At 66.7% G+C, this 15,016-nt stretch carries 11 protein-coding genes, 2 tRNA genes and 1 riboswitch; of the genes, 11 read left to right on the top strand and 2 right to left on the bottom strand.

What is annotated here, in order from left to right; translation table 11 throughout:
* The first annotated feature begins 12 nt into the window (after positions 1-12).
* Genes hflK through ACNKW1_RS08605 form a run of 5 tightly spaced genes read left to right on the top strand, consistent with a single transcriptional unit; the run spans position 13 to position 4,871 of the window.
* Positions 13-1,317 carry an FtsH protease activity modulator HflK gene (hflK, locus tag ACNKW1_RS08625; protein ID WP_418364174.1) on the top strand — a complete coding sequence of 435 codons (1,305 nt, stop codon included), beginning with the start codon at positions 13-15 and terminating at the stop codon, positions 1,315-1,317.
* Entirely contained in the window at positions 1,317-2,198 is an 882-nt protein-coding gene (hflC, locus tag ACNKW1_RS08620; protein WP_418364173.1) for a protease modulator HflC, read from the top strand. Before hflK ends, hflC begins: the two co-directional genes overlap by 1 nt.
* A gap of 7 nt (positions 2,199-2,205) precedes the next feature.
* Positions 2,206-2,391 (top strand): DUF2065 domain-containing protein, encoded by a 186-nt coding sequence (locus tag ACNKW1_RS08615; RefSeq protein ID WP_418364172.1) that lies wholly within the window; start codon positions 2,206-2,208, stop codon positions 2,389-2,391.
* 7 nt (positions 2,392-2,398) lie between these two features.
* A complete protein-coding gene (locus ACNKW1_RS08610) occupies positions 2,399-3,556 on the top strand; it encodes an ATP phosphoribosyltransferase regulatory subunit (protein ID WP_418364171.1) in 1,158 nt (385 codons plus the stop codon).
* Positions 3,557-3,560: 4 nt separating this feature from the next.
* A complete protein-coding gene (locus tag ACNKW1_RS08605) occupies positions 3,561-4,871 on the top strand; it encodes an adenylosuccinate synthase (protein ID WP_418364170.1) in 1,311 nt (436 codons plus the stop codon).
* A gap of 188 nt (positions 4,872-5,059) precedes the next feature.
* Here ACNKW1_RS08605 and ACNKW1_RS08600 read toward each other — a convergent pair.
* Positions 5,060-5,144: transfer RNA gene (locus ACNKW1_RS08600), tRNA-Leu, on the bottom strand.
* A gap of 150 nt (positions 5,145-5,294) precedes the next feature.
* Positions 5,295-5,379 (bottom strand) — tRNA-Leu (locus tag ACNKW1_RS08595).
* Positions 5,380-5,694: 315 nt separating this feature from the next.
* On the opposite strand from ACNKW1_RS08595, the gene rnr reads away from it, so the two are divergent.
* The 6 genes from rnr to nirD all read left to right on the top strand — a co-directional run bounded on the left by rnr (position 5,695) and on the right by nirD (position 15,012).
* A complete protein-coding gene (gene rnr / locus ACNKW1_RS08590; protein WP_418364368.1) occupies positions 5,695-8,346 on the top strand; it encodes a ribonuclease R in 2,652 nt (883 codons plus the stop codon).
* Positions 8,339-9,091: a 23S rRNA (guanosine(2251)-2'-O)-methyltransferase RlmB gene (gene rlmB, locus ACNKW1_RS08585; protein WP_418364169.1), complete on the top strand. Its 753-nt coding sequence runs from the start codon at positions 8,339-8,341 to the stop codon at positions 9,089-9,091. Before rnr ends, rlmB begins: the two co-directional genes overlap by 8 nt.
* 128 nt (positions 9,092-9,219) lie before the next feature.
* Positions 9,220-9,414, top strand: a riboswitch (cobalamin riboswitch).
* A 48-nt stretch (positions 9,415-9,462) separates the two neighbouring features.
* Positions 9,463-10,290, top strand: coding sequence for a 5,6-dimethylbenzimidazole synthase (gene bluB / locus ACNKW1_RS08580; RefSeq protein ID WP_418364168.1), 828 nt, complete (start codon positions 9,463-9,465; stop codon positions 10,288-10,290).
* Positions 10,291-10,367: 77 nt separating this feature from the next.
* Positions 10,368-11,711, top strand: coding sequence for a nitrate- and nitrite sensing domain-containing protein (locus ACNKW1_RS08575; protein ID WP_418364167.1), 1,344 nt, complete (start codon positions 10,368-10,370; stop codon positions 11,709-11,711).
* 422 nt (positions 11,712-12,133) lie between these two features.
* The gene (nirB, locus tag ACNKW1_RS08570; RefSeq protein ID WP_418364166.1) at positions 12,134-14,647 is read left to right on the top strand and encodes a nitrite reductase large subunit NirB; all 2,514 of its coding nucleotides are present in this window, start codon (positions 12,134-12,136) and stop codon (positions 14,645-14,647) included.
* A 53-nt stretch (positions 14,648-14,700) separates the two neighbouring features.
* A complete protein-coding gene (gene nirD, locus ACNKW1_RS08565; RefSeq protein ID WP_418364165.1) occupies positions 14,701-15,012 on the top strand; it encodes a nitrite reductase small subunit NirD in 312 nt (103 codons plus the stop codon).
* Positions 15,013-15,016 lie beyond the last annotated feature (4 nt).

The following is a 15,016-nucleotide window of genomic DNA, read 5'->3' as shown; positions in this document are numbered from 1 at the left end:
ACAGGCATTCTCATGTCACTCAACGATCCACGCTGGGGTAGCCAGGGCGGCGGCGATGGCGACCGCGAAGACGGCAACCGCGGCGACGACCATCGCAATGACGATCTCCGCGGCGACCGCAATCGCGGAGCGAACCAGGGCCCGCCCGACCTCGAAGAGGTATGGCGCGATTTCAATCAGCGCCTGACGGGCATGTTCGGCGGCAAGCGCAATGACCGCCGCCCCGCCGGCGGTGGTGGCAATGGCGGGGGCGGCGGTCCGCAGTTGCCGAGCTTCTCGTTCAAGCAATTCGGTGGCGGCATCGGTGTGCTGCTCGTGCTTGTGCTCGTCGTCTGGCTTGCCAGCGGCTTCTACACCATCGACGCCAACCAGCGCGGCGTGGTGCTGCGTTTCGGCGAGTACGTCTCCACGACCGAGCCAGGCCTGCGCTGGCGCCTCCCGGCACCGATCGAATCGCATGAGGCGGTTGACCTGACCGGCGTGCGCACCGTCGAGGTAGGGTATCGCGCGTCCGAGCGCAACAAGGTGCTGCGCGAAGCGCTGATGCTGACCGATGACGAGAACATCATCAACATCCAGTTCGCCGTGCAGTGGGTGCTTAACAGCCCCGAGAACTACCTGTTCAACAACCGCTTTCCCGATGAGGCAGTGGCGCAGGCGGCCGAAACCGCGATGCGCGAGATCGTCGGCAAGAGCCGCATGGACTTCGTGCTGTACGAAGGACGTGAGGAGATCGCTGCGACTGCGCACGAGCTGATGCAGCGCATCCTCGATCGCTACGAGACGGGGATCCAGATCAGCCGTGTCACGATGCAGAACGCCCAGCCACCGGAGCAGGTGCAGGCTGCATTCGATGATGCCGTCAAGGCCGGTCAGGACCGCGAGCGACAGAAGAACGAGGGTGAGGCGTATGCCAACGACGTCGTTCCGCGTGCGCGGGGTACAGCGTCGCGCCTGATCGAGGAAGCCAATGCCTACCGTGAGCGCGTGGTCGCTAACGCAGAAGGTGAGGCGAGCCGCTTCAATCAGGTGTTCGCGGAGTACAGCCGCGCGCCGGAAGTCACGCGCGAACGCCTGTACATCGAGACCATGCAGCAGGTGCTTTCCAATACCTCCAAGGTCATGGTCGATGCGCAGGGCAACGGCAACCTGTTGCTGCTGCCGCTCGACAAGCTGATGCAGCAGAGCAGCACCGGTCCGGCGCCGGTCAAGGTCGACCCGCAGTCGGCGGCGGGCCTGTCCGCAGATGCGCCGATGCCGTCTTTCGACCCGCGCAACCGGGATGGAATGTTCAGTCGTGAGCGGGGGGTTCGGTGATGCGTGACAAGATGTCCCTGATTGGTGGCGTGCTGGTGTTCGCCGGCCTGATTGCCTCGATGTCGTTGTTCACCGTGGATCAGCGCCAGTATGCGATCGTGTTCCAGCTTGGCGAGATCAAGGAGGTCATCTCCGACCCCGGTCTCAACGTCAAGCTGCCCTTCATCCAGAACGTGCGCTACTTCGACAAGCGCATCCTGACCATGGATACGCCGGAGCCGGAGCGCTTCATCACCTCCGAGAAGAAGAACGTGCTGGTCGACCACTTCGTGAAGTGGCGCATCATCGACCCCCAGCTGTACTACGAGTCGGTGGCTGGTGACGAGGCGCGGGCCCGCACCCGGCTGACGCAGACGGTGAACGCCGGCCTGCGTGAGGAATTCGGCCGCCGTACCGTGCATGACGTGGTGTCCGGGGAGCGCGATGCAATCATGGAGCAGATGCGCGAGCGCGCCGACCGCGACGCCCGCACCATCGGCGCGCAGATTGTTGACGTGCGTCTGAAGCGCGTCGATCTGCCCAATGAGGTGTCGGAATCGGTCTACCGCCGCATGGAGGCAGAGCGTACGCGCGTGGCCAACGAACTGCGTTCTCTGGGCGCCGCGGAAGCCGAGCGCATCCGCGCGGATGCCGACCGTCAGCGCGAGGTCATCATCGCCGAAGCCTACCGATCCTCGCAGGAGATCAAGGGTGAAGGCGACGCGAAGGCGACGTCCATCTATGCCGAGGCCTTTGGCAAGGACACGGACTTCTATGCCTTCTACCGCAGCCTGGAAGCCTATCGTTCCAGCTTTGCGGGCAAGGACGATGTGATGGTCGTAGACCCGAGCTCGGATTTCTTCCGTTTCCTCAAGGACTCAGGGGGCGCTGCGCGCAACTGACGCCCGCATGGGAAATTCGCTCCTGACCGCCTTCGCGCTGATGCTGATCATCGAAGGCCTGTTACCCTTCGTCGCGCCGGCCGCCTGGCGCGACACCTTTTTGCGCCTCGCCAGCATGGCGGACGGCCAGATCCGCTTCATCGGGCTGACCTCCATGCTGCTGGGGGTGATCCTGCTCTTCCTCTTCCTCTGACACGCTCATGCGCTGGGTATTGCCCGATCACATTCAGGACGCCCTGCCGTCCAACGCTCATCAGCTCGAAACCCTGCGCCGCAGGCTGCTCGACGCTTTCCGGTTGCGCGGCTACCAGCTCGTGATGCCGCCCATGCTGGAGTATCTGGACTCGCTGACCACCGGCGCCGGCCAGGATCTCAAGCTGCGCACATTCAAGCTGGTCGATCAGCTCTCCGGGCGCACCATGGGTGTGCGCGCGGACATGACGCCGCAGGTCACCCGCATCGACGCCCACCTGCTCAACCGGCAGGGGGTGTCGCGGCTGTGCTACTGCGGCAGCGTGCTGCATACCGTGCCCTCGTCGCTCACCGCCACGCGCGAGCCGATCCAGGTCGGTGCCGAGGTTTACGGCCATGCCGGCGTCGAAGCCGACATCGAGATCCTGCGCCTGCTGGCGGAGGTGCTGCGCCTGGCCGAAGTGCCCGCCTCGCGCATCGATATCAGCCACGTCGGCCTGTTTCACGCGCTGGTCGCGCGCACCGGCCTCACCCCCGAGCGCGAGGTCGAACTCTTCGATCTGATCCAGGCGAAGGACGTGCCGGAGCTGCGCAGGGTGCTCGCTGACGTGTCCGAGCCGGTGCGTGGCGCGCTGCTCGCGCTGCCGGGGCTGTATGGTGGCGCCGAGGTGCTGGATGAGGCGGCTGCGCGGCTGCCGCAGGATGCAGAGATCGCTGGTCCGCTCGGAGAGCTACGTGCGCTCGCGCGTGCCCTCGCCGATCTGCCGGTGAGCTTCGATCTATCCGACCTGCGCGGATACCACTATCACAGCGGCATCGTGTTCGCCGCTTATGGTGCGGACTCGCCTGCAGCGCTTGCGCTGGGTGGGCGCTATGACCGGGTGTCCGAAGCGTTTGGGCGCGCGCGTCCGGCGACCGGATTCAGCCTCGATCTGCGCGAGCTTGTCTGGCGGCTGCCCCAACTGGCGCCGATGACGGGCGCGATTCTGGCGCCCCTCGAAGGTGGCGCGGCGCTGGCGGAGGAGGTGGGGGCATTGCGCGCCCGTGGCGAGATCGTCATGAATGCGCTGCCCGGGCACGAAGGGACTTGGAACGAAGCCGGCTGCGACCGGCAACTGGTGAAGCGGGGCGATCGCTGGGCGATCGTGCCGTTACAGGGAGAGTAAGAAAATGGCAAAGAACGTCGTCGTCGTCGGCACCCAGTGGGGAGACGAAGGCAAGGGCAAGATCGTCGATTGGCTGACCGACCATGCGAAGGGCGTCGTGCGCTTCCAGGGCGGACACAATGCCGGTCATACGCTGGTGATCGGGCAGACCGAGTACAAGCTCAACCTCGTGCCCTCGGGTATCGTGCGTGAGGGCGTGGCCTGCTTCATCGGCAACGGTGTCGTGCTCGATGCGCATCACCTGCTGTCCGAGATCCGCACGCTGGAGGCCGGCGGCATCAAGGTGCGCGACCGTCTGCGCATCAGCCCGGGCTGCCCGCTGATCCTCGGCTACCACAGCGCGCTCGACCGCGCACGCGAAGCCGCCAAGTCCGCCGACGACAAAATCGGCACCACCGGCAAGGGCATCGGCCCCACCTACGAGGACAAGGTGGCGCGCCGCGCGCTGCGTGTGTACGACCTGTTCGATCGTGCGCGCTTCGCCGCCAAGCTCAAGGCCAATCTCGAATATCACAACTTCGTGCTGACGCAGCACCTCGGTGCCGAGCCGGTCGATTTCCAGGCCGTGTTCGACGAGGCGATGGCGGACGCCGAAGAGTTGCTGCCGATGGTGGCCGACGTCTCCGCCGAGCTTTACGCGATCAACAAATCGGGGGGCTCGCTGCTGTTCGAGGGTGCGCAGGGTACGCTGCTCGACATCGACCACGGCACCTATCCCTTCGTCACCTCGAGCAACTGCGTGGCCGGACAGGCCGCGGCGGGCTCGGGCGTCGGGCCCAGCCGCCTGCACTACGTGCTGGGCATCACCAAGGCGTATTGCACCCGCGTCGGCGGCGGCCCGTTCCCGACCGAACTCGACATCGAAACCAAGGGCGTGCCGGGCGAGCAGATGTCGACCAAGGGTCGCGAGTTCGGCACCGTTACCGGTCGAAAGCGCCGTTGCGGCTGGCTGGATCTTGCTGCGCTCAAGCGTTCGATCATCATCAACGGCGTGACCGGCCTGTGCATCACCAAGCTCGACGTGCTCGACGGCCTCGAGGAACTCAGGCTCTGCACCGGCTACATGCTCGACGGCAAGCGCATCGACCTGCTGCCCATGGGCTCGGAAGAGGTCACGCGCTGTGAGCCGATCTACGAAACCATGGCGGGCTGGAGCGGCACGACCTTTGGTGCGCAGAGCTGGGACGCTCTGCCGCAGGAGGCACGCGCCTATCTGCACCGCATCGAGGAGATCTGCGAGATCCCGATCGACGTGATCTCCACCGGCCCCGAACGCGACGAGACTATCCTGCGGCGCCACCCGTTTGGTGCCTGATCGAGGTTTGCAGCCGAAGCAGGCCCTCGCGGGCGTGCTCAAATCTGTGGGGGCGGGCGTGTCCGCGAGTGTTGCCTGCGCCGCAGGCGTTCGTGGATGCGCCCGCTCCCGCAGTGCTTTCCAGCCGCTTCGCGTGAGCAGAGCGGTGAACGAAAAAAGCCGGCTCAAAGCCGGCTTTTTCCTGCAACTGGTGCCCAGAAGAGGACTCGAACCTCCACGCCTCGCAGCGCTAGTACCTGAAACTAGTGCGTCTACCAATTCCGCCATCTGGGCAGGGACGCGCATAATAGCAAAGTGGCTCGCGTGCGTGAAGCGATTTGTCGGCTTCTCTGCTGCGAGCCCCGAAGCCGTACGACAGCGGAAAGAGACGGACAACAACAGACAACAAAAAAGCCGCTCCGAAGAGCGGCTTTCCTGTGAAACTGGTGCCCAGAAGAGGACTCGAACCTCCACGCCTCGCGGCGCTAGTACCTGAAACTAGTGCGTCTACCAATTCCGCCATCTGGGCAGGAAGACGCGCATTATAAGCACGAAATGAAGATTGTCAATGACTCGCAAAACGAAAAAAACTGAAAAGAAACGTGGCAACGCTGCCGCACCTGCAACAAAGAAGGCCCCCGTGGCGCGCAAGTCCGAGCCCAGGAAGGCGTCCGCTGACCGGGTTGGCGCTGCCGCCAAGCGCGCGGACGCGCGCCCGGCGCCGCAGCCAGCCAGCCACGAAAAGCCCGTTCGCGGTCCGGGTCGCAGCCGCGCGGCGCGCAAGGCCGCCGCAGTACAGGCGAGCGCAATCCGCCTCGCCGACCCCTTCCACGCCCGCGAGGCTATGCAGTACGAGAACCCGCTCCCCAGCCGTGAGTACGTGTTGCAGGTTCTCACCGATCGTGGTGTTCCGATGCCGTTCTCGGAGCTCAGTGCCGCGCTCGATATCGCTCCCCATGAGCTGGAGCACTTCGATCGCCGACTGCGTGCGATGGAGCGCGACGGCCAGCTCATCCGCAACCGGCGCGACGCTTACCTGCTGCCTTCCAAGGCGGACCTGATCAAGGGCCGCGTCGAGGGTCATCCCGACGGTTTCGGCTTCGTGCGTCGCGATGACGGTGAGCCCGACATCTTCCTCGGCCCCAAGGAGATGCGCGAGGTACTCCATGGCGACCGCGTCATCGTGCGCATTTCCGGCACCGATCGACGCGGCCGCCCCGAAGGCAAGCTGGTAGAGGTGCTGGAGCGCGCCAACACTCGCGTCGTCGGCCGCGTCATCAACGAGCACGGCGTAATGATCGTCGTGCCCGAGAATCGCCGCCTGGCGCAGGACATTCTGGTCGCCCCCGGTGGGCGCAAGAAGCCCGAGCCGGGCCAGATCGTCACCGTCGAGCTGGTCGAGCAGCCCACCAAGTACGCCCAGCCGATCGGCCGCATCGTCGAGGTGCTCGGCAACTATGCCGACCCCGGCATGGAGATCGAGATCGCGCTGCGCAAGCACGATCTGCCCTTCGAGTTCTCGTCCGAGGCCAAGGCGCAGACGCGCAAGCTGCCCGACGTTGTGCGCAAGAAGGACTGGGCCGGCCGCGAGGACCTCACCAAGCTGCCGCTGGTGACCATCGACGGCGAGACCGCGAAGGACTTCGACGACGCGGTGTATTGCGAGCGCCAGGGCAAGGGCTACCGCCTGATCGTCGCGATTGCCGACGTCTCGCACTATGTGGACGCCGCCAGCGCGCTCGACAAGGACGCCTTCGACCGTGGCAACTCGGTGTACTTCCCGCGCCGCGTCATCCCGATGCTGCCCGAGAAGCTCTCGAACGGCCTGTGCTCGCTCAACCCCCAGGTCGAGCGCCTTGCGATGGTCGCTGACATGGCCATCTCGGCCACCGGCGAGATCAAGAACTACCGCTTCTACCCCGCAGTGATCTGGTCGCACGCGCGCCTGACCTACACCAAGGTCGCCGCCGCGCTGTACGAGCAGGATCCGGCGGTGCGCGCCGAACTCTCCGCGCTACTGCCCCACCTCGAGAACCTCGACAAGCTCTTCCGCGTGTTGCTCAAGGCGCGCGCCAAGCGCGGCGCGATCGACTTCGAGACCACCGAAACCCGTATGATCTTCGACGATAACGGCAAGATCGCGCAGATCGTGCCCGAGGTGCGCAACGACGCCCACCGCCTCATCGAGGAGTGCATGCTCGCCGCCAACGTGTGTGCGTCCGACTTCCTCGCCACCCGCGAGCACCCGGCGCTGTATCGCGTCCATGACTCGCCCTCCGAGGACAAGCTCGCCAAGCTGCGCGAGTTCCTCAAGGAGTTCGGCCTCGGGCTGGGCGGCGGTGACGAGCCGCGCGCGAGTGATTTCGCGAAACTGCTCGAGCAGGTCAAGGATCGCCCCGACGCCCAGCTGCTGCAGACCGTGATGCTGCGCTCGTTGAAGCAGGCGATGTACAGCCCGGACAACGTCGGCCATTTCGGCCTCGCTTACGAGTCCTACACCCACTTCACCTCGCCGATCCGGCGCTACCCCGACCTGCTGATCCACCGCGGCATCAAGGCCGCGCTCGGCGGTGACCAGTACCGCCCCGGCGACTGGGAGCAGATCGGCCTGCACTGCTCGATGACCGAGCGCCGCGCCGACGACGCCACCCGTGACGTGGTCGCCTTCCTCAAGTGCTACTTCATGCAGGACCGCGTCGGCGAGGAGTTCACCGGCAGCGTGTCGGCGGTCGTGCCCTTCGGCCTCTTTGTCGCGCTCGACGACATCTTCATCGAGGGCCTGCTGCACATCTCGGATCTCGGGAGCGACTACTTCCACTACGACGAGATGCGCCACGCGCTCATGGGCGAGCGCACCGGCAAGCAGTTCCGCCTCTCCGACCGCGTGAAGGTGCAGCTCGTACGGGTGGATATGGCGACCAACAAGATCGACTTCCGCCTCATTGAAGGGCCGCTGCCGGCCGAGCCGCCCGCGAAGCCGGCCGGGCCGGTGGCTGTCGCAGCGATCCCCGAAGCCGGCAAGAAGGCGCGCAAACCGCGCGCGAAGAAGGGCGAGGCGGGGCCTGTGGTCGAAGCTGCGCCTGCGCCTGCAGCCGCACTGCCGGTCGCTGCCCCCGAGTTTGCCCCATCGAAGGCGGACAAGGCCCGCAGCAAGCGGGCGAAGCAACCCGCCACCGAGCAGGTCGCCGAGGCCGCGCCCGCGCCGGCCGTCGAGTTGCCCGCCGCAGTGCCGGAGGTCGCTGAGCCGAAGCCTCGCAAGGCCCGTGCGAAGAAGCTTGTAGTCGAGCCGGTCACTGTGCCCGAGCCGGTGGTCGAGGCACCTCCCGCCGCGCCGCAGGGCGCCGAGCCCAAGCCGCGCCGGACGCGGGCGAAGAAGACTGTTGTCGAGCCGATCGCCGCAGCGCCGGTCGAAGCGCTAGAATCCGCGCCCCCGACTGCGGCTCCGGCACGACGCGCCCGCCGCAAGACCACCACCAAGGGCACCGACCGTGGCTAAAGCACCCGAGAACACTCCCACCAAGCTGATTTACGGCTTCCACGCGGTCTCTGCCAAGCTGCGCCATGCGCCCGAATCGGTGCTGGAGATCTACCTCTCCGGTGACCGCAAGGACGCGCGGGTGAAGAAGTTCATTGCCCAGGCCGAGGCTGCCGGCGTGCGCATCCTGCAGAGCGAGGGCGACAAGCTCGACGGCATGGTGGGCACCCGTCGCCACCAGGGCGTGGTCGCCAAGGTCGACGCCACCCGGCGCGAGATCAAGCTCGCCGACGTGCTCGACAGCCTGGACGAGAATGCGCTGATCCTGGTTCTCGACGGCGTGCAGGATCCGCACAACCTCGGTGCCTGTCTGCGTGTGGCCGACGCCGCCGGTGCACATGCGGTGGTCGCACCCAAGGACCGCGCGGTGGGCCTCAACGCCACTGCGGTCAAGGTCGCCAGCGGCGCCGCCGATACCGTGCCCTACATCACCGTGACCAACCTTGCCCGCGCCCTGCGCGAGATGCAGGACGCCGGCGTGTGGATCGTCGGTGCCGCAGGCGAAGCCGACAAGTCCATCTACGACATCGACCAGAAGGTGCCGGTGGCGTGGGTGCTTGGCGCCGAAGGTGACGGCCTGCGTCGCCTCACCCGCGACACTTGCGATGCGCTTGCCCGCATCCCCATGCACGGTAGCGTCGAGAGCCTCAATGTGTCGGTGGCGAGCGGGATCTGCCTGTTCGAGGCGCGCCGCCAGCGGGGTTGAAACCGGCCAGGCGCGTGCGCCCGTTTGCTTGTCCGGTCCACGTCCGGTATTCAGCGTGCGGGCGCTGCAGGAACGTACTGACCCAGCGCACGTCTTTTGCCGCGGCAGCCCGTTTGCGGCTAAGCTTACGCCCCTGTTTGCTTCGAGGTGCCCGCGCGCTGCGCGGGAGAATCGGGAAGGTGGTGCAAACCCACCGCGCGCCCAGCGCCGTGAAGGGGATTGTCCGGGCAAGGTTCGCCCAGCCACTGGTCCGCAAGGACCGGGAAGGCGTCCGGACGAGTTGATCCGCAGCCGGAAGACCGGCCTCGAAGTGCCCCCAGCAGCCGCCTGGTCGGTGGCTGTCTACTGCTCGACGACAAGGGGAATACTTCATGAGCAGCCCGACGCAGGCGCATGCCGCGCCGGCGCGTACCGACGCGCCCGCATTTACCCAAGAACCGGTCACGAACGACCTGGCCGGCAGCGCCGGCCCCGCGCGCTTCCAGGCCGATCCGCGCTTCGATGCGGCCGAGCGCGACGCGGTCTATCGCGCCATCCATACCCGCCGCGACGTGCGTGGCGAGTTCCTGCCCGATCCGATCCCCGACGAGGTGCTCGCGCGTGTGCTCGATGCCGCTCATCACGCGCCCTCGGTCGGCTTCATGCAGCCCTGGGATTTCATCGTGGTGCGCTCGCGCGCGGTGCGCGAGCAGATCCATGCTGACTTCCTTGCCGCGCACGCCGAGGCCGAACAGATGTTCGACGAAGGCAAGCGCGACACCTACCGCAACCTGAAGCTCGAAGGCATCCTGGAATCGCCGGTGAACATCTGCATCACCTGCGACCGCAGCCGCCATGGGCCGGTGGTGATCGGCCGCACCCACATCGGCGCGATGGACGTGTACAGCGCGGTGTGTGCGGTGCAGAACCTGTGGCTGGCCGCGCGTGCCGAGAACCTCGGCGTGGGCTGGGTCAGCATCCTGCACCCGCAGGCGCTGCGCGAGGCGCTGGGCATCCCGCGTGAGATCGTGCCGATCGCCTACCTGTGCATCGGTCACGTGAGCGCGTTTCACGCCCGGCCCGAACTCGAGGCTGCGGGCTGGTTGCCGCGCATGCCCTTGCCCGAGTTGCTGCATTTCGATGGCTGGCAGGGGCCCGCGGACGAGGCTGGCGAACAGCTCATCGAGCAGGTGCGGAAGCTGCCTCCTCACCCGCGCTGACGCTGGCTGCGCACGGCTCTTGCTTGGTTCTACCCCTGCGGCCTCGGCCGCAGAACAAGAACCCTCGGGAGCCCCGCATGAAATCGACCCTGGCCTTTCTCGTCGCTGCTCGTCGCAGCGAGATCCACGAGCTGGAACAGCTTGCGCGCAGCTGCGAGCTCGTCCAGCTCGTGGGCGAACTCGTGCACCGCCTGCAAGGCGAGCGCGGCGCCTCGAACCTTTTTCTGGCTTCCGCGGGCGTGCGCTTCGGTCCGGAGCGGAAAGAGCATGCCGAGGCAAGCCGCAGCGCGGAGGCGGCCGTGCGCGCCTGGCTGGGGCGGCCGGAGATCCGTGACGCCGTGCCAGGTTTCGCTGTGGCCGGCGGCGCTCGGCTGTTTACCCGTATCGCCCTTGCGCTGCACCGCGTCGACATGCTCCCCGATCTGCGCGAGGCGATCGTGCGCCAGCGCTGCTCAGTCGCCGAGGCGACAGCGCACTTCAGGCGGACCATCGCCGCCCTGCTGGCGCTGGTGTTCGAGGCGGCGGACGTGGCAGCTGATCCCGCGATTTCACGGCTGCTCGTGGCGCTGTTCAACCTCATGCAGGGCAAGGAACTCGCTGGCCAGGAGCGTGCGCTGGGCACTGCAGTGTTTGCTGCGAAGGCCGATCCGGCAGTGGATGGCCCGCCGCTGCTGTACCTGATCGAGGGCCAGGAGGCGTGCTTCCAGCGCTTCGAGGCCTTTTCTCCGGAGGATGTGCGGACGGCCTGGCGGGGCGTGCAGCAGGCGATGCCGCTCGTCGAACTGGAGCGCCTGCGCCGCAAGCTGCTTGCAGATGGGCAGGATGCTGCGGGCGTGCCCGAGCGGGCCCAGGACTGGTTTGCCTGCTGCTCGCTGCGCCTCGACCGCGTGCGGGAGGTCGAAGTGCTGCTTGGTGTGGCACTGAGGACGGAATGCCTGCGGCGCAGCGAGGCCCTGCAGGCAGATCCGGATGACCCGCAGCGGCTCGCATCTGCACTGGACGGACTGGTGGGACTGGACGCCGCAGGGGCCACGCCCGGCGTGCGCATGGGTGAAGAAGGGGCGGAGGAAGGATGCGCCGGTGAGTTCGGCGGGCTGGATGGTGGGCTGGAGGGCGGGGCGGGCAGGCCCGCGGTGCCCGATCCGATGGGGCGCCGTCTGGCCGCTTCGATCGTCGATGTACTGCATGCGCAGTCGCGCCGGCTGCAGGCGATGAGTGACGAACTCGCTGCCGTACGTGCGAGCCTGGAGGAGCGCAAGCTCGTCGAGCGCGCGAAGGGGGTGCTGATGCGCCACCAGGGGCTCGCCGAGGATGAGGCCTACCGCCTGCTGCGGCAGACGGCGATGAACCAGGGGCGCCGCATCGTCGAGGTTGCCGAGGCCGCGCTCGCGATGGAGGCATTTCTGCCGGGGCGGAGCTGAGGACAGCCTGCTGCGTTGCGATGGCTGGGCTCCAGCCGCGGCATTGCGTTGCGGGGCGTGAGCCATGCGCGCCTGAGCTGCTGGTGCGGATTGCACCATCGGCGTGCATCGGGGCTTGACTGCTGCACTGCAGCAGTGCGGTCGAAGACGTTGCGAGGCCGGACGTTCGTGCGAGCTGCAGCGCAGAAACCGGATCTATGCCCCGGATTCCGGGCCTGTGCTGCGGCCTGCCCGGCTTGGCATGTTTGATGCTTTGAAGTGTTCAGCAACCGGCCAAAGGCGGTCGGGCACCCGGCAGCGAGCGCTGCCCAGAACTTTCCAGCTTCAGGACAACGGCGTCCATTCCGCTACGGCCCAAAGGGCTGGGCGGAGTGGGCGCCGTTTCCGTTTCGAACGTACTGGCCTTGTCGCGGAGAAGCACCATGAAGAAGATGAAACTCGTCCTTGTCGGCAACGGTATGGCCGGCGTGCGCACGATCGAAGAGCTGATCAAGCTCGCGCCCGACCTCTACGACATCACCGTGTTTGGTGCCGAGCCGCACGGCAACTACAACCGCATCCTGCTCTCGCCGGTGCTGGCAGGCGAGATGACCCTGCCCGAGATCATGCTCAACGATCTCGACTGGTACCGCGACAACGGCATCAAGCTGCATGCGGGCAGCACGGTGACGAAGATCGACCGGGTGAGGCGCAGGGTGGTCGCCGAAGCCAAGGACGGCAGCGTCACCGAGGCCGACTACGATCGGCTGCTGCTCGCTACCGGCTCAACGCCCTTCATCCCGCCCATCCCCGGCAACGATCTGCCTGGCGTGCTCGGTTATCGCGACATCGCCGATACCGAGGCGATGATCGAGGCCGCCGGCAAGTACCGCCACGCGGTCGTCATCGGTGCCGGCCTGCTCGGCCTGGAGGCCGCCAATGGGCTGATGCTGCGTGGCATGGACGTGACCGTGGTGCACATCGGTGACTGGATCATGGAGCGCCAACTCGACAAGGTGGCAGCCGACATGCTGCAGGCCTCGCTCGAAGCCAAGGGCATGAAGTTCCTGCTCGCACGCCAGACCGAGGCGCTGCTGCCGGCGCGCAGCGCCCATGGCGACACCGGCGGCGAGGAGGGTGCCGGGGGTGCCGGGCGCGTGGGTTCGGTGCGCTTCAAGGACGGCATGGAGATCGCCGCCGACCTGGTGGTGGTCGCTGCAGGCATCCGGCCCAACTACGCGCTCGCCGAGTCGGCCGGCCTGTACTGCGGCAGCGGGCGGGTGCGTGGCATCCACGTCTCCGACACCCTGCAGACCGTCACCGATCCGCGCATCTACGCGGTCGGTGAGTGCGTGGCGCACCGTGGCGTCGCCTACGGCCTGGTGGCGCCGCTGTTCGAGCAGGGCAAGGTGTGCGCCAACCACCTCGCCAACCATGGCATTGGGCGCTACCTCGGCTCGGTGACCTCCACCAAGCTCAAAGTGACTGGCATCGACGTGTTCTCGGCGGGCGACTTCAGTGGCGGCCCGGGCACCGAGGACATCGTGCTGCACGACAAGCTGGGCGGCGTGTACAAGCGGGTGGTGCTCAAGGACGACCGCATCGTCGGCTCGGTGCTGTACGGCGACACCGCCGACGGTTCCTGGTACTTCCAGCTCATGAAGGACCGCCAGAGCGTTCATGAGCTGCGCGGCCAGCTCATGTTCGGCCAGAACCGCTTGGGCGACGCCGGCCACAAGGGCGAGAACCGCGCCGCCACCATGCCCGACAGCGCCGAGGTGTGCGGCTGCAACGGCGTGTGCAAGGGAACCATCGTTAAGGCGATCAAGGAGAAGGGCCTGTTCTCCCTCGACGAGGTGAAGAAGCACACCAAGGCGGCATCGTCCTGTGGCTCCTGCACCGGGCTGGTCGAGCAGATCCTCGCGTCCACGGTGGGCGGTGCCTACCAGGCGGTGAGTGCGAGTGACAAGCCGGTGTGCGCCTGCACCGAGCATTCGCACAAGGTGGTGCGCGAGGCGATCTACAAGCACCACCTCGTCACCAAGGAGGCGGTGTTCGGCATGCTCAACTGGAAAACGCCCGACGGCTGCGACAAGTGCCGCCCGGCGATCAACTACTACCTGATCTCGTCCTGGCCGCACGAAGCGAAGGACGACCCGCAGTCGCGCTTCATCAACGAGCGCGCCCACGCCAACATCCAGAAGGACGGCACCTACTCGGTGGTGCCGCGGATGTGGGGCGGGGTGACTACGCCGGCGGAGCTGCGCGCCATCGCCGACGCCGCCGAGAAGTACAAGGTGCCCACGGTCAAGGTCACCGGCGGCCAGCGCATCGACCTGCTCGGCATCAGGAAGGAGGACCTGCCTGCGATCTGGGCCGACCTCAACGCCGCTGGCATGGTCTCCGGCCACGCCTATGGCAAGTCGATCCGCACCGTGAAGACCTGCGTCGGCGCCGAGCACTGCCGTTTCGGCACCCAGCTCGCCATCGACATGGGCATCAAGCTCGAGAAGATGCTGTTCGACATGTACGCGCCGCACAAGGTCAAGCTCGCTGTCTCCGGCTGTCCGCGCAACTGCGCGGAGTCCGGGATCAAGGACGTGGGGGTGATCGGCGTCGATTCCGGCTACGAGATCTATGTCGGCGGCAACGGCGGCATCAAGACCGAGGTGGCTCAATTCCTGTGCAAGGTCGGCAGCGACGAGGAGGTCATGGAGTATTCGGGCGCTTTCCTGCAGCTCTACCGCGAGGAGGGCTGGTATCTCGAACGCACCGTGCATTGGCTCAACCGTGTCGGCCTCGACTACGTGAAGGCGCAGGTCGTGGAGGACGCCGAGAACCGCCGCCGGCTGCACGCGCGCCTGCTCGACGCCCTCAAGAACGCCCGCGACCCCTGGCAGAGCAGCCGCGAGGGCGAGGCGGCCAGGCAGTTCATCCCGATCCGGGTCGAGGCGTGATCGGCGCCATCGTCCCGCTTGCCACCTGACCCATCCGAACGAAGGAATCCATCATGACCGACTGGAAGCGCATCTGCCTGCTCGAAGACATCCCCCGCCTCGGCGCGCGTGTCGTGCAGCGCCCCGGCGAGGAGGACATCGCCATCTTTCGCAACGCCGAGGACGAGGTCTTCGCGCTGCACGACAAATGCCCCCACAAAGGGGGACCGCTGTCGCAGGGCATCGTCCATGGCCGCAAGGTCACCTGCCCGCTGCACGGCTGGAACATCGGCCTCGAGGACGGCCAGGCGGTGGCGCCCGACAGCGGCCATTGTGGCCGTTTCGCGGTGAAGGTCGAAGGTGGGGAGATCTTCCTCGCAATCTGAGACC

This window comes from Thauera sp. WH-2 (assembly GCF_048321015.1).
In the GTDB taxonomy this organism is placed as follows: domain Bacteria; phylum Pseudomonadota; class Gammaproteobacteria; order Burkholderiales; family Rhodocyclaceae; genus Thauera.
Note: the sequence above shows the minus strand (reverse complement) of the source record. Positions and strands in the feature narration are given on the sequence as shown.